This window comes from Amycolatopsis sp. NPDC104587 (genome assembly GCF_055583645.1).
The window spans coordinates 275109-293185 of sequence record NZ_JBVJNO010000008.1 but is presented as its reverse complement, the minus strand read 5'-3'; the positions used below and the strand labels follow the sequence as shown (position 1 = coordinate 293185).

Here is an 18077-nt window from a genome sequence, read left to right as displayed (position 1 = left end):
GTCGGGAGCATGATCCCATCCGGTCGCGGAGCGGCCTAGGTTGGAAGCCATGACCGACAAGACCTGGGCCGAAGTCGACGACTACCTCACGGGCGCGCTGCTCGCCCCCGACCCCGCGCTGGACGCCGCACTGGCCGACTCGGCCGCCGCGGGGCTGCCCTCGATCGCCGTCGCACCCAACCAGGGCAAGCTGCTGAACCTGCTGGCCCGCCAGGCCGGGGCCCGCTCGATCCTGGAGATCGGCACGCTCGGCGGGTACAGCACGATCTGGCTGGCCCGCGCGCTGCCGTCCGGCGGCAAGCTGGTGACCTGCGAATACGAGCCGAAGCACGCCGAAGTCGCCCGGAAGAACCTGGCACGGGCGGGCTTCGGCGAGGACGTCGTCGACATCCGGGTCGGCGCGGCGCTCGACACGCTGCCGACGCTGACCGGGCCGTTCGACTTCGTGTTCATCGACGCCGACAAGAACAACCTCGCGAACTACGTCCGCGCGACGCTGGAGCTGTCCCGCCCGGGCACGACGATCGTGGTGGACAACGTCGTCCGCCAGGGCGCGGTGGCGGACCCGGCGAGCACCGACCCGAACGTCCTGGGCGCGCGGGAGATGTTCGAGCTGCTCGCGGCGGAACCCCGCGTGGACGCGACGGCGGTCCAGACCGTGGGCGGCAAGGGACACGACGGGTTCCTGCTCGGCCTGGTGCGCTGATGCTCACCGCCGCGGGCGGACGTCGATCGGCGGCGCGAGCGGGATGCCCCGCTCCGCGCCGCCCAGCGGGCGGAACGGCTGGCCCTGGTGCGCCGCGGCCATGAACGTGCGCCAGATGTCGGCCGGGACCACGTCCCCGGTGAGCTTCGCGCCGGTCGCGTCGGTCAGCCGGCGGTCGTCGTCGGAGCCGATCCAGACCGCCGTGGCCAGCTGCGGGGTGTAGCCGATCGCCCAGGCGTCCTGGTTGTCCGGGCTGCTGCCGTGCTCGGCTTCGCCGGTGCGCAGCGCCGCCGGGCGGCCGTCGTCGAGGGTCGTGCCGAGGGTCCGTGTGACGTCTTCCGCGACACGGCGGCTTTCGTCGCCGTTCTCGTCGAACGCCGGGCGCGTGGTGTCGGTGTGCTCCCAGACGACCGCGCCGCTTTCGTCGCGCACCTTCGCCACCAGGTGCGGGGTCGTGCGCACGCCCTCCGCGGCGAACGTCGCGTAGGCGCCCGCCAAGTCCAGCGGCCGCAGCGGGTACCGGCCGATCGCGATGCCCGCCCCGATGAGGAAGCCGTCCTTCTCCCGCATCGTCGGGGCGCCGTCGACGGTGTCGGGGATGCCGGCCTGCCGCGCGGTCTCGCTGAGCGCGTCCGGGCCGAGCTTCTTCGCCAGCGTGACGAACGGGCCGTCGGCGTGGGTCGCCATCGCCATCCGCGGGGTGCACTTCTGGACGCAGACGTCGGGGTACTTGAACTTCTCGCCGAGGAACTCCTGCTCCGCCGGCGCCGGGATCGGCGTGTCCGGGCCGAAGCCGCGGCGCAGCGCCGCCGCGAGCGTGAACGGGTAGAACGCCGAGCCCGCCGCGTGCGAGGTGCCCGCGTAGTCGCGGACGCCCTGGTCACCACCCTGGTAGGCGCGCACGGCGCCGGTCTTCGGGTCGACCGAGACCACCGCGCCGCGGAACTCCTTCGGCTCGCCCTTCAGCCTGTCCTGCAACGCTTTCTTCGCGGCGTCCTGCATCCCGCGGTCGAGCGTCGTCACCACCGTCATGTTCCCCTGCTGGAGCCGGCCGAGCGGGAAGCCGTCCTGTTCGAGCTCGGCCAGCACCTGCTGCTTGACGTGGAACTCGTCGTAGGTGACCCGCCCGGCGCGCGTCTCCGACGGCGCCTGGATCTCGGCGCCCGGGTAGGCCATCGGTTCGGTTCCCGGCACGTACCCGCGGGCGACGAGCTTGTCGTGCACGTACTGCCAGCGCCGCGCGGCGTGGGCGTCGCCCGAGGCGGCCGGGTCGTGCACCGACGGCGACTGGATCATCCCGGCCAGGAACGCGGCCTCGCTCCAGGTCATCGAGTCGTCGAGCTTCTTGCCGAAGTAGGCGTTCATCGCCGCGGCGGGCCCGAACGTGCCGCGGCCGAAGGAGATGATGTTGACGTAGCTTTCGAAGATTTGTTCCTTGCTCTGCTCCTGGGTGACCTTCGTGGCCAGCACGAGCTCGGCGAACTTGCGCCCGATCGTGGCGTCGTCGTCGCCGGTGGACTTCTTGATGTACTGCTGGGTGATCCCGGACCCGCCGCCGACGCCGGTGAGGAACGCGCGGCCGATGCCGGTCGGGTCGAAACCCTGGTTGTCCCAGAAGGTCGGGTCCTCGGTGGCGACGATCGCGTCCCGCAGCTTCGCGGGCACGTGCGCGTAGGGCACGAAGGTGCGGTCGCCGTCGGCCGGGATGACCTTGAGCAGCTCGGACCCGTCCGAGTACTGCAGGACGACGGTCTTGTCGAGCCCGGCGAGCACGTCCTGCGGGCTGCGGACGTCGAGCACGAGGTAGGCGACCCAGAAGGCGATCAGCGGCACGCCGACGAGCAGCCCGAAGGTCCAGTACCCGATGCGTCGGATCCGCCGCCACCGCCGGCGTCGCGGGGTGTCCGGCTGCTCGTGCTCTTCCGCTGGTTCCTCGGTAGCCAAGGTCACGAATGGATGACGGCCGAACGGGTGAGGAGGTTCTGTGGAGAACTAACGAGGTTGTTCGAATCCTGTCAAGACGGGTTCAGGCGAGGAACGCGCGCAGGAGCGACGCCGTGCCTTCGATGTGTTCGGCCATGGCCTGCCGGGCCGCGACCGCGTCCCCCGCGAGGATCGCGTCCACGATCGCTTCGTGCTGGGCGTTCGAGTGCTCGAGGTTCGGCGGCAGCAGCGGGATCCGGTCGAGCAGCTGGTTGACGCGGGTGCGCGCGTCGGCCATCGCCGTGGTCAGCGAGCCGGACGCCGTCACCTCCGCGATCGCCAGGTGCAGGCGGGAGTCCTTGCGGCGGTAGTCGTCGAGGTCCGCGCTCGCGGCTTCGGCGAGCGTGCCGGTCAGGTGCTGCCGGTCCGCCGGGCTCAGCGACCGCGCGGCGGCCATCTCCGCGGCGCCCGTCTCGAGGACGTATCGGAGGCTCAATGCGTCTTCGAGCGCGATCGGTTCGACCTTGCCCCCGGGTGACCGTTCGGGCGGTCCGGGCAGGGTGTCGTTCACGAACGTGCCGCCGTAGCGGCCCCGCCGTGACTCGACGTAACCGGCGTCGGAAAGGGCCCGGATGGCCTCGCGCAGCGTGACGCGGCTGACCCCGAGCCGTTCGGCGAGCTCGCGTTCCGACGGGAGCCGCTCCCCCGCGCCCACCACGCCGAGCCGGATCGCCTGCAGCAGCCGCTCCACGGTCTCCTCGAAGGCGTTGCCCGCGCGGACCGGCCGGAACAGCGCTTCACCGGCATTCACCACCGAGGTCGACTCCATCCCGCGAGTTTAGGCCGCGCCGAGTCGATCACCCCGGGCGCAGCGCACCTTCGGAGTGGCCTCACGCCGTCGCTCTCGGTGACACTGTGTTCGCGGGCGGAAAAACCGGTGGAACCGGACGGCCACGTTCGGCGACGATGGGGACACCGACACCGAACATCGACGCAGGGGGCGATCCGGTGCACTTCTTGATGGCCGAAGACCTGGTTCACGAGCGAGAGAACGAACTGCGCCACGGCGTGCGCAACCGCCCGCCCGGGCGAGCGACGCCGAGCCGCAGGCCGGGAACACGGAGACAGCAGCTCGGCTGGCGGCTGGTCGAGGTGGGGTTGAAGCTGGCGGTGGAAGACCAGCAGCACTGAGCCGGCCCGCCGCCGTCAGCACTCGATGACGTTCACCGCCAGCCCGCCGCGGGCGGTCTCCTTGTACTTCACGCTCATGTCCGCGCCCGTCTCGCGCATCGTCTTGATCGCCTTGTCCAGCGTTACCACGTGACTGCCGTCGCCGCGCATCGCCATCCTCGCCGCGTGGATCGCCTTCGACGCGCCGACCGCGTTGCGCTCGATGCACGGGATCTGGACCAGACCGCCGACCGGGTCGCACGTCAGGCCCAGGTGGTGCTCGACGCCGATCTCGGCCGCGTTCTCCACCTGGGCCGGGGAGCCGCCGAGCACCTCCGTCAGGCCCGCCGCCGCCATCGCCGAGGCCGAGCCGACCTCGCCCTGGCAGCCGACCTCGGCGCCCGAGATCGAGCCCGTCTGCTTGAGGATCGAGCCGATCGCGCCCGCGGTGAGCATGAACTTGACGATGCCGTCGTCGGTCGAGTGCCGGATGAACCGCTGGTAGTAGTGCAGCACCGCCGGGATGATCCCCGCCGCGCCGTTGGTCGGCGCCGTGACCACGCGCCCGCCCGCCGCGTTCTCCTCGTTGACCGCGAGGGCGTAGAGGCTCACCCAGTCCATCGCGTACAGCGGGTCGTCCGCGCCGTCCTCGGCCAGGAGCTTCTCGTGGAGCGCCTTCGCGCGCCGCGGCACCTTCAGGCCGCCGGGGAGGACGCCTTCGTGGGTGCAGCCGTTGCGGACGCACTCCGCCATGACCGCCCAGATGTCCAGCAGCCCGGCCCGGACCTCTTCGCGTGACCGCCAGGACAGCTCGTTCGCCAGCATGATCTCGCTGATCGGCAGCCCGGTCGACGCGCAGTGCCCGAGCAGGTCCGCGCCGGTGCGGAACGGGTACGGCACCGGCGTCGCGTCCTCGACGAACACCGCGTCCGTCTCGTAGGACTCGTCGCGGACGAAGCCGCCGCCGACCGAGTAGTACGTCCGCTCCCGGAGCAGTGAGCCCGCCGCGTCGAACGCGCGGAAGACCATGCCGTTCGGGTGCGCCGGCAACGACTTGCGCCGGTGCATGGTGAGGTCGTTGTCCTCGTCGAACGCGATTTCGTGCGTACCGCCGAGAAGCAGCCGCCCAGCGCCGCGAATCGACTCGATGCGCCCGGGCACGGTGTCGGTGTCGATCTCTTCCGGACGCTCGCCCGAAAGCCCGAGCAGGACGGCTTTGTCACTGCCGTGGCCGAAGCCGGTCGCGCCGAGCGAGCCGAACAGCTCGGCCTGGACGCGGGCCGTGCGCCCGAGATCGTCGCCGAGACCGTCCACAAAGGTCCGTGCCGCCCGCATCGGCCCGACGGTGTGGGAGCTCGACGGGCCGATGCCGATGGAAAACAGGTCGAAGACGCTGATCGCCATTGATCCGCCCCTTCCTATCGCGCCAGCAGGGAGCTGGCTTCTTGCGCGGCCGGGCCTTGGTCGGCGAGGTGCTGCAGGTTCTCCGGCAGCTCCTCCCCACGGTAACCCTTGGTCTGGGCGTAAAGCCGTCCCGCGCGGTACGACGACCGCACGAGCGGCCCCGCCATCACACCGGCGAAACCCATCGCTTCCGCCGCGCGAGAGTGCTCGACGAACTCCTCCGGCTTGACCCAGCGATCCACCGGGTGGTGCCGCGGCGACGGACGCAGGTACTGCGTGATCGTCAGGATCTCGCAGCCCGCGTCGACCAGATCCTGCATCGCCGGAGCAACCTCGTCGGGGGTCTCGCCCATGCCGAGGATCAGGTTCGACTTCGTCACCAAACCGGCTTCACGCGCAGCGGTGATGACCTCAAGCGACCGCGCGTAGCGGAAACCGGGACGGATCCGCTTGAAGATCCGCGGCACCGTCTCGACGTTGTGCGCCAACACCTCCGGCCGCGACCCGAAGACCTCGGCCAGCTGCGCGGGGTCGGCGTTGAAGTCCGGAATCAGCAGCTCGACACCGGTACCCGGGTTCAAGTCGTGAATCTGACGCACGGTCTCCGCGTACAGCCACGCCCCACCGTCAGAAAGGTCATCACGGGCCACGCCGGTCACCGTCGAGTACCGCAGACCCATGGCTTGCACGGACTCCGCGACCTTCCGCGGCTCAGTCCGGTCCAAAGCAGCAGGCTTGCCGGTGTCGATCTGACAGAAGTCACACCGGCGCGTGCACTGGTCACCACCGATCAAGAAGGTGGCTTCCCGGTCTTCCCAGCACTCGTAGATGTTGGGACAACCCGCTTCTTCGCACACGGTGTGGAGACCCTCGCGGCGCACTAGACCCTTGAGTTCGGTGAACTCCGGCCCCATCCGCACCCGCGTCTTGATCCACGGCGGCTTCTTCTCGATCGGCGTCTCGCTGTTGCGGACTTCCAGCCGCAGCAGCTTCCGGCCCTCGGGCAGCGCGCTCATCGCGAAAGGCCCGCGTACAACGGGTGCTTCGCGGCCAGCGCCTCGACGCGGTCACGCAGCTTCGAGCGGAGAGCGTCGTCGAAGTCGGGCTTCAGCGCCTCCGCGATGACGTCGGCGACCTCGGTGAAGTCCTCGGCCTGGAAGCCGCGGGTGGCCAGCGCCGGGGTGCCGATGCGCAGGCCGGAGGTGATCATCGGCGGGCGCGGGTCGAACGGGACGGCGTTGCGGTTGACCGTGATACCGACCTCGTGCAGCCGGTCCTCGGCCTGCTGACCGTCCAGAGTGGACTGGACGAGGTCGACCAGCACCAGGTGGACGTCGGTGCCGCCGGTCAGCACCCGCACACCCACCGAAGAGCAGTCGTCCTGCGACAGCCGCGACGCCAGAATGCGCGAACCCTCCAGGGTCCGCTGCTGACGCTCCTTGAACTCCTCGCTCGCGGCGATCTTCAGCGCGACGGCCTTGGCCGCGATGACGTGTTCCAGCGGCCCTCCTTGCTGACCGGGGAACACCGCCGAGTTGATCTTCTTCGCGAGCTCCTCGCGGCAGAGGATGAGACCGCCGCGCGGGCCGCCGAGGGTCTTGTGCGTGGTCGTGGTGACGATGTCGGCGTGCGGCACCGGCGACGGGTGCAGCCCGCTCGCGACCAGCCCGGCGAAGTGCGCCATGTCCACCATCAGGCGCGCGTCGACGAGGTCGGCGATGCGGCGGAACTCGGCGAAGTCGAGCTGACGCGGGTACGCGGACCAGCCGGCGATGATCAGCTTCGGCTGGTGCTCGACGGCGAGGCGCTCGATCTCGGCCAGGTCGACAATGCCGGTCTCTTTGTCGACATGGTAGGCGACCACGTTGTAGAGCTTGCCCGAGAAGTTGATCTTCATCCCGTGCGTCAGGTGCCCGCCGTGCGCCAGGTCGAGGCCGAGGATCGTGTCACCGGGCTTGAGCACGGCGAACATCGCGGCGGCGTTGGCCTGCGCGCCCGAGTGCGGCTGGACGTTGGCGTGCTCGGCGCCGAAGAGGGCCTTCGCGCGGTCGATGGCGAGCTGCTCGACGACGTCGACGTGCTCGCAGCCGCCGTAGTAGCGGCGACCCGGGTAGCCCTCGGCGTACTTGTTGGTCAGCACCGAACCTTGCGCCTCGAGCACACCCACCGGGGCGAAGTTCTCGGACGCGATCATCTCCAACGTGGACTGCTGGCGGGTCAGCTCGTCGGCGACGGCCGCGGCGACCTCGGGGTCGACGTCGGCGAGGTGGGCGTCGAAGGTCGTCATCAGTTCTCCTGGGTGAGCTTGGCGTACGCGGCGGCGTCGAGCAGCTCGGGGACGTCGCCCGTCAGCCGCACCTTCAGCAGCCAGCCTTCCGTGTACGGGTCGGAGTTGATGACCTCGGGGGTGTCCGAAGTGGCGCCGTTCACCTCGACGACCTCGCCGGACACGGGCGCGTACAGCTCGCTGACGGACTTGGTCGACTCGACCTCGCCGAACACCTCGCCCGCGGTCACGGTCGCGCCGGCGTCGGGCAGCTGGACGAACACGATGTCACCGAGCGACTCGGCGGCGAAGGCGGTGATGCCGACGGTGGCGACGCCGTCGGAGACGGACAGCCACTCGTGTTCCTTGGTGTACTGGAGGTTCTCGGGAATGCTCACGGTTCAGTAGGTCCTTACGCGCGGGAGTAGAAGGGCAGGGCGACGACTTCGACGGGCTCGATCCTGCCCCGGATGTCGACGGACAGCTCGGTGCCGGGCTCGGCGTACGCCCGATCGACGTACGCCATGGCAATCGGGTAACCCAGCGTGGGCGACAGCGCCCCACTCGTGATCTCGCCGATCTCGGCGCCGTCGGCCAGCAGCTTGTAGCCGTGCCGCGGCGCGCGACGACCGGCGCCTTTCAGGCCCACCCGCACTCGCGGGACATCGGCCTTGGACCGCTCTTCCAGCGCCGCGCGGCCGACGAAGTCACCCGGCTTCTCGAACTTGACGACCCGCCCGAGCCCGGCTTCGAACGGGCTCTGGTCGAGGGTGAGTTCGTTGCCGTACAACGGCATCCCGGCTTCCAGCCGCAGTGTGTCGCGGCAGGCCAGCCCGGCCGGGACCAGGCCGTGGCCCTCGCCCGCCTCGGTCAGGATGCGCCAGACCGCCGGTGCCTCGTCCGCCGGAACGAACAGCTCGAAGCCGTCTTCGCCGGTGTAGCCGGTGCGGGCGAGCAGGACGTCGTGGCCCTTCACGACCGCGGGGACGCTCGCGTAGTACTTGAGCGCGGCCAGGTCGGCATCGGTGACCGAGCCCAGGATCGCCGCGGCGTTCGGGCCTTGGACGGCGATCAGCGCGGTGGTTTCGCTGCGATCGTCCACGACGGCGTCGAAGCCCGCGACCCGCTCGGCCAGCGCGTCGGCGACGACCTTCGCGTTGCCCGCGTTGGCGACGACCAGGTAGTGCTCGTCGGCCAGGCGGTAGACGACGAGGTCGTCGAGCACGCCGCCGGAGGCGTCGCAGATCATCGTGTACCGCGCCCGGCCCGGATTGACCCCGGTGAGGTTGCCGACCAGCGCGAAGTCCAGGACGTCGGCGGCCTGCTTGCCCGTGACGTGGATTTCGGCCATGTGCGAGAGGTCGAACAGCCCGGCCGCCTCGCGGACGGCCTTGTGCTCGGCCAGTTCGCTGGCGTAGCGGACCGGCATCGACCAGCCGGCGAAGTCGGTGAACAGCGCACCGAGTCCCTTGTGGACTCCGTGCAGGGAGGTTTCTCGAGACACTGAGGCTCAGCCTTCGTAAGCGTTGAGGGGCGGGCAGGAGCAGACGAGGTTACGGTCCCCGCGGGCACCGTCGATGCGCCGCACCGGGGGCCAGTACTTGTTCTTGCGCGACACCCCGGCCGGGAACACGGCCAGCTCGCGACTGTAGGGCTTGTCCCACTCCCCGACCAGCGTCTCCGCGGTGTGCGGGGCGCCCCGCAGCGGCGACTCCTCCGCGTTCCACTTGCCCGCCGCGACCTCGTCGATCTCGGCGCGGATGGCGATCATCGCATCGCAGAACCGGTCGATCTCGCCCAGGTCCTCGGACTCGGTCGGCTCGACCATCAGCGTGCCCGCGACCGGGAACGACATGGTCGGCGCGTGGAAGCCGTAGTCGATGAGCCGCTTCGCGACGTCGTCGACCGTCACGCCGGTCTCCTTGGTGATCTGCCGCAGGTCGAGGATGCACTCGTGGGCGACCAGGCCGTCCTGGCCCGTGTAGAGCACCGGGTAGTGCGGGGCCAGCCGCGAGGCCACGTAGTTCGCGGCCAGCACGGCGACCTTCGTCGCGGCGGTCAGGCCTGGCGCGCCCATCATCCGGACGTAGGCCCACGAGATCGGCAGGATCGACGCCGAGCCGTAGGGCGCGCCGCTGATCGGGCCGACGCCGGTTTCCGGGCCCGCGGCGTCGAGCAGCGGGTGGTTCGGCAGGTACGGCGCGAGGTGCGCGCGCACCGCGACCGGGCCGACACCGGGGCCGCCACCGCCGTGCGGGATGCAGAAGGTCTTGTGCAGGTTCAGGTGCGAGACGTCGCCGCCGAACTCGCCCGGCTTGGCTAGGCCCAGCAGGGCGTTGAGGTTCGCGCCGTCGACGTACACCTGGCCACCGCCGTCGTGGACGATCTTGGCCAGCTCGTCGATGGAGTGCTCGTACACGCCGTGCGTGGACGGGTAGGTCACCATGATCGCGGCGAGCGTGTCCTGGTGGCTCTCGACTTTGGACCGCAGGTCGGCCAGGTCGACGTTGCCCTCGTCGGTGCACTTGACGACGACCACGCGCATCCCGGCGAGCACCGCGGACGCGGCGTTGGTGCCGTGCGCGGACGACGGGATCAGGCAGACGTCACGAGCCTCGTCGCCGTTCGCGCGGTGGTATGCGCGGATCGCGAGGAGCCCGGCCAGCTCGCCCTGGCTGCCCGCGTTCGGCTGCAGCGACACCTTGTCGTAGCCGGTGACCTCGGCCAGCCAGTCCGCCAGCTGCCCCACGAGCGTGTGGTAGCCCTCGGCGTCCTCGGCCGGCGCGAACGGGTGGATGCCGGCGAACTCGCGCCAGCTGATCGGCTCCATCTCGGTGGTGGCGTTGAGCTTCATCGTGCAGGAGCCGAGCGGGATCATGCCGCGGTCGAGGGCGTAGTCCAGGTCGGACAGCTTGCGCAGGTAGCGCAGCATCGCCGTCTCGGAACGGTGGGTGCCGAAGACCTCGTGGCCCATGAAGCCGCTCTCGCGGGCGAGACCGTTGGGGAGCGCGACGCCGTCCTGGATGTCTTCTTCGACGCCGAACGCCTTCAAGACCTTCGCGGCGATCGCGGGCGTGCTGACCTCGTCGAAGGCGACCCGCACGTGGTCGGCGTCAACGTGGCCGAGGTTGATCCCGGCCTCGCGGGCGGCAGCGTGGACCTCGGCGGACTGGCCGGGGACACGCGCGATGACCGTGTCGAAGAAGGACTCGTGGACCACCTCGACGCCGGTCTTGCGGAGAGCGTCGGCGAAGCCCGCGGCGAGGCCGTGGACGCGCTGCGCGATCCGCTTGAGGCCGTCCGGGCCGTGGTAGACCGCGTACATCGCGGCCAGCACGGCCGGGAGGACCTGCGCGGTGCAGATGTTGGACGTCGCCTTCTCGCGGCGGATGTGCTGCTCACGGGTCTGCAGCGCCAGCCGGTAGGCGGAGTTGCCGTCGGCGTCGACCGAGACGCCGACCAGGCGCCCGGGCAGCGAGCGCTCGAGCCCGGCGCGGACGGACATGAACCCGGCGTGCGGGCCGCCGTAGCCGAGCGGGACGCCGAAGCGCTGCGTCGAACCGGCGGCGACGTCGGCGCCGAACTCACCGGGGGCGGTGATCAGCGTCAGCGCGAGGAGGTCGGCGGCGACGGTGAACAGCGCGCCCGCGGCCTTCGCCGACTCGGAAATCGCGTGGTAGAAGCCGCGGCCGCGCAGCACGCCGGACGCGCCGGGGTACTGGGCGACGACGCCGAAGAACTCGTCCGGGAGGCCGGTGAGCAGGTCGCGGACCTCGACCTCGATGCCGAGGGCCTCGACGCGGGTGCGCACGACGGCGATGGTCTGCGGCAGGCACTCGGCGTCCAGCACGACCTTGTTCGACTTGGACTTCGACGCGCGGCGCATGAGCGTGACGGCCTCGGCGACGGCGGTCGACTCGTCCAGCAGGGACGCGTTCGCGGTGGCCAGGCCGGTCAGGTCGGCGACCATCGTCTGGAAGTTGAGGAGCGCTTCGAGCCGGCCCTGGGAGATTTCCGGCTGGTAGGGCGTGTACGCCGTGTACCAGGCCGGGTTCTCGAGGACGTTGCGGCGGATCACGCCGGGGGTGACGGTGTCGGAGTAGCCGAGGCCGATCATCTGCGTCATCGGCCGGTTGCGCGCGGCGAGAGCACGCAGCTCGGCGGTGGCGTCCTCTTCGGACGCGGCCGGCGGGAGGGTGAGCTCACGGGTCGCGCGGATGGCGCTCGGGACGGCGGCGCCGACGAGGGCGTCCAGGCTGCCGTAACCGCACTCGGCCAGCATCTTCGCGCGCTCGGCCTCGGACGGGCCGATGTGGCGGGCGTCGAACTGCGTAGAAGTGATCGGGAGCTCCTCAGGCCGGGCGCACACGGGTGCGCTGGGAACTCCCCCTCTGTCATGGCACCTGAGAGTTTCACCGTGTGCGACACGGCTTTCACCTTGGGTGAGGCGCGGGTGCGCCTGCTTTCCAGAGTGGCCTCGCGCGAAGCGGTAGCGGTTACCTGAGAGATTCCGGGGAGTTTGCTCCTTCGGTGCCCCACCACGTTCGTGAGGGCTCTCCCGCCTCGGCTCGACGGCCCGATCTGCAGTTGTGGCGGTTACCGTACCTGCCGCCTGCGAGATCAGTCTACTTCACACGGGCAATGCCACAGTGATCCTCGCCCAGGCCCCAAGCGCCCCAATGTGGCCTTCGGTGCGTCAGACGCACCGAAGGCCACATTGGGTGCGTCAGACGCACCCAATGCCACATTGGGGCGCTAGAGCTGGGTACCGGCGGCCCGGCGGACCACCTGGCTGGCCAGCGCGGGCGGCCGGCGCACCCGGCCCGAAGGCAGCACCAGCCGCTTCAACGGACCGCCGAGCGGCACGGGCGGGTGCCCGGCGCCGAGGAGCACCTGCTCCACGATCTGTTCCGCGAGCCAAGCCACCGTGTCGTTGAGCCGGTCGAGGCTCGGGCGGTCGCCGTCGAAGACGTCCTCGTCGGCCAGCGTCACCTCGAAGTGGGCGTGGCCCGGGGGCACCGACACCGCTTCCTCGATCGCCCGCGCGCCCGCCAAGGGGTCGGCGAACCCGGCGTCGAGCAGCGGCTCGCGATAGATCCGGGCGGCCCGCGCCCGCATCCGGGGGCCGTAGCGGACGACGACCGGGAGCCGTCCGGTCAGGTCGGGGACCGCCAGGCCGTGCAGCAGCATGATCGGCGGCACCGAGTGCACCAGCCGCGGCGCGGGTTCGGCCAGCTCACGGGCGGTGATCCGGACCCGGTCGGCCATCGTGTCGGGCAGGCCGAAGTAGCGGAAGTCGACGTTGCCGAACCCGAGCCCGTCGGCGACCAGCGACGCGAGCAGCTCGCCGTACCCCCAGATCGGCGACAGCACGACAACCGGCGGCGCGGCCACGACCGGCGACGGCGCGGGCGGGCGCGTCGCCTCCTGCTCGGGCACCTGGATGACCAGCCGCGGCGGCTCGTGCCAGTCGTGCACCTCGGCGACCCGCCAGTACAGCCCGAGCGGCCGCCACAGCTCGCCGAGGACTTCGTGCTCGAGGATCCGCCGCACCTCGGCGTCGTCGTGCGGGAAGTCCCGTGGCGGCACGATCCCGACGTAGTGGTGGTAGGTGACGCGGACCTCGTCCCCGCGGGTGGCGGACCGGATCCGCATCTCCCAGTCGACCGGCGACGCGGCGATGAGGTTGGCGACCTGGGTGCCGGGCGAGGAGTAGACGAGCGCGGTGGCCTGCCGGAGGAACTGCCCGGCCTGGTCGATGCCTTCCCGCAGCGCCTTCGCGGCGTGAGCGACGTGCACCGGGCTGGCCAGGGAGTCGGGCAGCACACCGGCGACGCGCAGGAGGTCCGCTTCGCCGAGCCCGGTGACCTCGGCGAGCTGGGCCCAGTGGTCGAAGACGGTCACCTTCGGCGCGTGCCGGTGCTCGACCCAGCTGCGCAGGGTCGAGGTGGGGACGCCGATGCGTCGCGCGGCCTCGTCGAAGGAAAGCCCCCTCGCGCGGAGGCCGGCCCGGACCGCTTCCGCCCACTCGTCGGCGCGCCAGTGCGTCACCTCACAAAGCTAACGAAACCCGCTAGTTTTGCGCAGGGACAAATCGCCCACGCCGGCTCGACGCTGGTGACCATGACCACCACTGTCATCGCCCTGACCCTGATCGTCGGCGTTCTGACCTTCGCCGCCGGCGCGTTCCTCGCCTCGGAGATCGCCGTTCGCGTGCTGCGGCGCCGCGAACGGCTCGTCTCCGAAGAGCGCAAGAAGCTCAACGCCGCCTGGAGCTACCTGCGGGAGGTCTACGGCGTCAAGAAACCGACCAAGCGTTAGAGCGGGGTGACGTACGCGCCGGAGATGCCGCCGTCGACCAGGAACTGGGACGCCGTGATGAAGCTGGCGTCGTCGCTGGCCAGGAACGCCACCGCCGCGGCGATCTCCTCGGGCTCGGCGAACCGGCCGACCGGCACGTGCACCAGCCGCCGCGCCGCGCGTTCCGGGTCCTTCGCGAACAGCTCCTTGAGCAGCGGCGTGTTGACCGGCCCCGGGCAGAGCGCGTTGACGCGGATGTTCTCCCGCGCGAACTGGATGCCCAGCTCGCGGCTCATCGCGAGGACCCCGCCCTTGGACGCGGTGTAGGAGATCTGCGACGTCGCCGCACCCATCACCGCGACGAACGACGCCGTGTTGATGATCGAACCGCGGCCCTGGCGCTGCATGTGCGGCAGGACGGCCTTGCAGCAGTGGTACACCGACGTCAGGTTGACCCGCTGGACCCGCTCCCACGCGTCGATGCCGGTGGTCAGGATCGAGTCGTCCTCGGGCGGGGAGATGCCGGCGTTGTTGAACGCGACGTCGACCGAGCCGAACTGCTCGACCGTGGTGTGGAAGAGGCTCTCCACCTGCTCGGCGTCGGTGACGTCGGTCTGGACGAACGCGCCGCCGATCTCGTCGGCGGCCGCCTTGCCCTCGACCGGCGTCAGGTCCGCGATGACGACCTTCGCGCCTTCGCTCGCCAGACGGCGCGCCGAGGCGAGCCCGATGCCGCTCGCGCCGCCGGTGATCACCGCGACGCGGCCTTCGAAACGCTGGACCATTACTCCTCCGTGCTCAGAAAGACGTTCTTGGTTTCGGTGAACGCCGCCGCGGCGTCGGGGCCCAGCTCGCGGCCGAGGCCGGACTGCTTGAACCCGCCGAACGGCGTCCAGTAGCGCACCGAAGAGTGCGAGTTGACCGACAGGTTGCCGGCTTCGACGCCACGCGCCACCCGGAACGCGCGGCCGGCGTCGCGGGTCCAGATCGACCCGGACAGGCCGTACTCGGTCGCATTGGCCATCCGCAGCGCGTCGGCTTCTTCGGCGAACGGCACGACGGCGACGACCGGGCCGAAGACCTCGTCCGCCGCGGCCGGGTGCCGCAGGTCCGGCGGGGTGAGGACGGTCGGCGGGAACCAGAAGCCACGGCCTTCCGGCGCGGTGCCGCGGAACGCGACCGGCGCGTCGTCCGGCACGTAGGAGGCGACCTTCTCCCGGTGCGCGGCCGAGATCAGCGGGCCCATCTCGGTCTTTTCATCGCCCGGGTCGCCGACGACGACGCCGTGCACCGCGGGTTCGAGCAGCTCCATGAAGCGGTCGTACGCGCTCGCCTGCACCAGGATCAGCGACCGCGCGCAGCAGTCCTGGCCCGCGTTGTCGAAGACGCCGTAGGGCGCGGTGGCCGCGGCCTTCTCCAGGTCGGCGTCGGCGAAGACGATGTTCGCGTTCTTGCCGCCCAGCTCCAGCGTCACGCGCTTCACCTGCGCCGCGCAGCCGGCCATGATCTGCTTGCCGACCTCGGTGGAACCGGTGAAGACGACCTTGCGCACACCCGGGTGGTCCACGAACCGTTGTCCCACCACGGATCCCTTGCCGGGCAGCACCTGGAAGACGTCTTCCGGGATGCCCGCCTCGCGCGCCAGCTCGCCGAGCCGGATGGCGGTCAACGGCGTCAGCTCGGCGGGCTTGAGGACCACGGTGTTCCCGGCGGCGAGCGCGGGCGCGAAACCCCAGCCGGCGATCGGCATCGGGAAGTTCCACGGCACGATCACGCCGACCACGCCCAGCGGCTCGTGGAAGGTGACGTTGACCCCGCCCGGCACCGGGATCTGCTGCCCGATCAGGCGTTCCGGCGCCGCGGAGTAGTAGTTGAGGACGTCGCGGACATTGCCCGCCTCCCAGCGGGCGTTGCCGATGGTGTGCCCGGAGTTCTCGACCTCGAGCCGCGCGAGGTTTTCGATGTCGGCCTCGACGGCGTCGGCGAAGCGGCGCAGCAGCCGCGCGCGGTCGCCGGGGGTGACGTCGCGCCACGCTGGGAACGCCGCCCGGGCGCGGGCGATCGCCGCGTCGGTCTCCTCGGCGCTGGTCTGGGGGACGGTCCGCACCACCTCCTCGGTGGCGGGGTTCAGGACGTCGAACGTCGTCATTTCCGCTCCTTGCTCGCTTCGACGAGGGCCTGGAACAGCCGGACGTCGTCGGTGTCCTGCTCGGGGTGCCACTGGACGCCCAGGGTGAACTCACCCGGGACTTCGGCGGCTTCGACTGTGCCGTCGGCGGCCCAGCCGACGGGTTCCAGGCCGGCGCCGAGGCGGTCGACGGCCTGGTGGTGGTAACAGAGCGTCTTCGTCTCGGACCCGAGGATCGCGGCGGCCCGGCTGCCCTCGGCCAGGGTGACGGTGCCCCGGCCGAACGTCGCGGGCGCGGGCTGGTGCTCGGTGGTGTCCCGGGCTTCCGGCAGGTGCTGGGTCAGGGTGCCGCCGAGGCCGACGCTCATCACCTGCAGGCCGCGGCACACGCCGAGCACGGGCTTGCCCGCTCCGCGCGCCGCGGCGAACAGGCCGAATTCGAAGGCGTCGCGGTTCGGCCGGGTGTAGGTGGCCGGGTGCTGCTCCTGGCCGTAGCGCTCCGGCTCGACGTCCGCGCCGCCGGTGAGCACCAGGCCGTCCACAGTGGACACGAGTTCGTCGTACGCGTCGGACACCGGGGGCAGCACCACCGGGACGCCGCCGGCCGCGACGACGCAGTCGACGTAGACCCGGTGCAGCAGCACGGCTTCGGTCTCCCAGACCAGGAACTTCGCGGGTTCGAGGTAGCTGGTGAGCCCGATGACGGGCTTAGAGGCGCTCGAAACCACGGATGAGCTCCCAGTCGGTGACGGCGGCGTTGTAGGCGTCCACCTCGATCTTCGCCGCGTTCAGGTAGTGCTCGACGACGTCGTCGCCGAACGCGCTCCGGGCGATTTCGCTGCCCGCGAGCGCCGCGGCGGCCGCTGGCAGCGTGGTCGGCACCGTGCCGCGGTCGGAGTGGTAGGCGTTGCCGGTGAAGGGCTCTTCCAGCTCCAGCTCGTTCTCGATGCCGTACAGACCGGCGGCGATCAGCGCGGCGACGGCGAGGTACGGGTTGACGTCCCCGCCCGGCACGCGGTTTTCGACGCGCAGCGACTCGCCGTGGCCCACGACCCGCAGCGCGCAGGTGCGGTTGTCGGTGCCCCAGGCGATCGCGGTCGGCGCGAAGCTGCCGGGCACGAACCGCTTGTAGGAGTTGATGTTCGGCGCGAGGAAGTAGGTCAGCTCGTGCAGCGCGGCGACCTGGCCGGCGAGGAAGTGCTCCATCAGCTTCGAGAAGCCGTGTTCGTTGTCACCGGCGAGCACCGCGCGGCCTTCGGTCGAGCGCAGGCTGATGTGGATGTGGCAGGAGTTGCCCTCGCGCTCGTTGTACTTCGCCATGAACGTGAGGCTCTTGCCCTCCTGCGCGGCGATCTCCTTGGCGCCGTTCTTGTAGACGCTGTGGTTGTCGCAGGTGGTGAGCGCGTCGGTGTAGCGGAAGGCGATCTCCTGCTGGCCGGGGTTGCACTCGCCCTTGGCGGACTCGGGGTAGAGGCCGGCGCCGGCCATCTCGTTGCGGATGCGGCGCAGCAGCGGCTCGAGGCGCGCGGTGCCGAGCATCGAGTAGTCGACGTTGTACTGATTGGCGGGCTTGAGACCGGCGTAGCGCTTGTCCCAGGCGGCTTCATAGGTGTCCTCGAACACGATGAACTCGAGCTCGGTCCCGACGTAGGCGCCGAGCCCGCGCTCGGCGAGGCGGTCGAGCTGCCGGCGCAGGATCTGCCTCGGCGAGACGTCGACGGACCCGCCCTGCACCCGCTCGACGTCGGCCAGCACCAGCGCGGTGCCCTCCTGCCAGGGGATCTCCCGGAGCGTCTCGAAGTCGGGACGCAGCACGAAGTCGCCGTAGCCGCTCTCCCAGGAGGACAGCGCGTAGCCGTCGACGGTGTTCATGTCGACGTCCACGGCCAGGAGGTAGTTGCAGGCCTCGGTCGCGTGGCCGACGACCTCGTCCAGGAAGTACTCGGCCGAGCAGCGCTTGCCCTGGAGCCTGCCCTGCATGTCCGTGAGCGCGACGAGCACGGTGTCGATCGTGCCCGCGTCCACGCGCGCCCGGAGCTCGTCCAGCGTGAGCATGCCTCGCCTGCGTGCCATCAGCTGCCCCAAAGGTTTGATGCGAATCCTTTGCGGCTTCTTCCTACCCGGTGACGCCGCGACGGTCAACCGGAACAAAGGTATTTTCTTGAGCCATTGACTCGGGA

General features: G+C 70.6%; 16 protein-coding genes and 1 riboswitch. Of the genes, 3 read left to right on the top strand and 13 right to left on the bottom strand.

Features of this window, described 5'->3' with window-relative positions:
* The first annotated feature begins 49 nt into the window (after nt 1-49).
* The gene (locus ACZ61C_RS26365; protein WP_465310490.1) at nt 50-706 is read left to right on the top strand and encodes an O-methyltransferase; all 657 of its coding nucleotides are present in this window, start codon (nt 50-52) and stop codon (nt 704-706) included.
* 3 nt (nt 707-709) lie between these two features.
* Here ACZ61C_RS26365 and ACZ61C_RS26360 read toward each other — a convergent pair whose 3' ends face one another.
* Nucleotides 710-2656: a transglycosylase domain-containing protein gene (locus ACZ61C_RS26360; RefSeq protein ID WP_465310489.1), complete on the bottom strand. Its 1947-nt coding sequence runs from the start codon at nt 2654-2656 to the stop codon at nt 710-712.
* A gap of 76 nt (nt 2657-2732) precedes the next feature.
* Nucleotides 2733-3458 (bottom strand): FadR/GntR family transcriptional regulator, encoded by a 726-nt coding sequence (locus ACZ61C_RS26355; protein WP_465310488.1) that lies wholly within the window; start codon nt 3456-3458, stop codon nt 2733-2735.
* Between the two features lie 191 nt (nt 3459-3649).
* Here ACZ61C_RS26355 and ACZ61C_RS26350 point away from each other — a divergent pair, with 191 nt between their 5' ends.
* Nucleotides 3650-3820, top strand: a complete 171-nt coding sequence (locus ACZ61C_RS26350) for a hypothetical protein (RefSeq protein ID WP_465310487.1) — start codon at nt 3650-3652, stop codon at nt 3818-3820.
* A 15-nt stretch (nt 3821-3835) separates the two neighbouring features.
* Here the strand turns inward: ACZ61C_RS26350 and ACZ61C_RS26345 are convergent, their stop codons facing one another.
* The 7 genes from ACZ61C_RS26345 to ACZ61C_RS26315 form a co-directional block, all read right to left on the bottom strand.
* Complete coding sequence (locus tag ACZ61C_RS26345) at nt 3836-5203, bottom strand: L-serine ammonia-lyase (RefSeq protein WP_465310486.1); 1368 nt, start codon at nt 5201-5203, stop codon at nt 3836-3838.
* 14 nt (nt 5204-5217) lie between these two features.
* On the bottom strand, nt 5218-6219 hold the full coding sequence (gene lipA / locus ACZ61C_RS26340) for a lipoyl synthase (RefSeq protein WP_465310485.1): 1002 nt from the start codon (nt 6217-6219) through the stop codon (nt 5218-5220).
* Nucleotides 6216-7490 carry a serine hydroxymethyltransferase gene (glyA, locus tag ACZ61C_RS26335; RefSeq protein ID WP_465310484.1) on the bottom strand — a complete coding sequence of 425 codons (1275 nt, stop codon included), beginning with the start codon at nt 7488-7490 and terminating at the stop codon, nt 6216-6218. The genes lipA and glyA overlap by 4 nt, the downstream gene beginning before the upstream one ends.
* Nucleotides 7490-7867 carry a glycine cleavage system protein GcvH gene (gene gcvH, locus ACZ61C_RS26330; RefSeq protein WP_465310483.1) on the bottom strand — a complete coding sequence of 126 codons (378 nt, stop codon included), beginning with the start codon at nt 7865-7867 and terminating at the stop codon, nt 7490-7492. The genes glyA and gcvH overlap by 1 nt, the downstream gene beginning before the upstream one ends.
* A gap of 14 nt (nt 7868-7881) precedes the next feature.
* Nucleotides 7882-8973, bottom strand: a complete 1092-nt coding sequence (gene gcvT / locus ACZ61C_RS26325; RefSeq protein WP_465310482.1) for a glycine cleavage system aminomethyltransferase GcvT — start codon at nt 8971-8973, stop codon at nt 7882-7884.
* A gap of 6 nt (nt 8974-8979) precedes the next feature.
* Nucleotides 8980-11811 (bottom strand): aminomethyl-transferring glycine dehydrogenase, encoded by a 2832-nt coding sequence (gene gcvP, locus ACZ61C_RS26320; protein ID WP_465310734.1) that lies wholly within the window; start codon nt 11809-11811, stop codon nt 8980-8982.
* A 135-nt stretch (nt 11812-11946) separates the two neighbouring features.
* Nucleotides 11947-12040: riboswitch (glycine riboswitch) on the bottom strand.
* A 184-nt stretch (nt 12041-12224) separates the two neighbouring features.
* Nucleotides 12225-13520 (bottom strand): helix-turn-helix domain-containing protein, encoded by a 1296-nt coding sequence (locus ACZ61C_RS26315; protein ID WP_465310481.1) that lies wholly within the window; start codon nt 13518-13520, stop codon nt 12225-12227.
* Between the two features lie 72 nt (nt 13521-13592).
* Here ACZ61C_RS26315 and ACZ61C_RS26310 point away from each other — a divergent pair, with 72 nt between their 5' ends.
* Entirely contained in the window at nt 13593-13790 is a 198-nt protein-coding gene (locus ACZ61C_RS26310) for a hypothetical protein (RefSeq protein ID WP_285454732.1), read from the top strand.
* Here ACZ61C_RS26310 and ACZ61C_RS26305 read toward each other — a convergent pair.
* The 4 genes from ACZ61C_RS26305 to ACZ61C_RS26290 are packed head-to-tail and all read right to left on the bottom strand — an operon-like array spanning nt 13787 to nt 17970.
* Complete coding sequence (locus ACZ61C_RS26305; RefSeq protein ID WP_465310480.1) at nt 13787-14554, bottom strand: 3-oxoacyl-ACP reductase; 768 nt, start codon at nt 14552-14554, stop codon at nt 13787-13789. The genes ACZ61C_RS26310 and ACZ61C_RS26305 overlap by 4 nt on opposite strands.
* Nucleotides 14554-15918: an aldehyde dehydrogenase family protein gene (locus tag ACZ61C_RS26300; protein ID WP_465310479.1), complete on the bottom strand. Its 1365-nt coding sequence runs from the start codon at nt 15916-15918 to the stop codon at nt 14554-14556. Before ACZ61C_RS26300 ends, ACZ61C_RS26305 begins: the two co-directional genes overlap by 1 nt.
* The gene (locus ACZ61C_RS26295; RefSeq protein WP_465310478.1) at nt 15915-16625 is read right to left on the bottom strand and encodes a gamma-glutamyl-gamma-aminobutyrate hydrolase family protein; all 711 of its coding nucleotides are present in this window, start codon (nt 16623-16625) and stop codon (nt 15915-15917) included. The genes ACZ61C_RS26300 and ACZ61C_RS26295 overlap by 4 nt, the downstream gene beginning before the upstream one ends.
* Nucleotides 16606-17970 carry a glutamine synthetase family protein gene (locus ACZ61C_RS26290; protein ID WP_465310477.1) on the bottom strand — a complete coding sequence of 455 codons (1365 nt, stop codon included), beginning with the start codon at nt 17968-17970 and terminating at the stop codon, nt 16606-16608. Before ACZ61C_RS26290 ends, ACZ61C_RS26295 begins: the two co-directional genes overlap by 20 nt.
* Nucleotides 17971-18077: the final 107 nt, after the last annotated feature.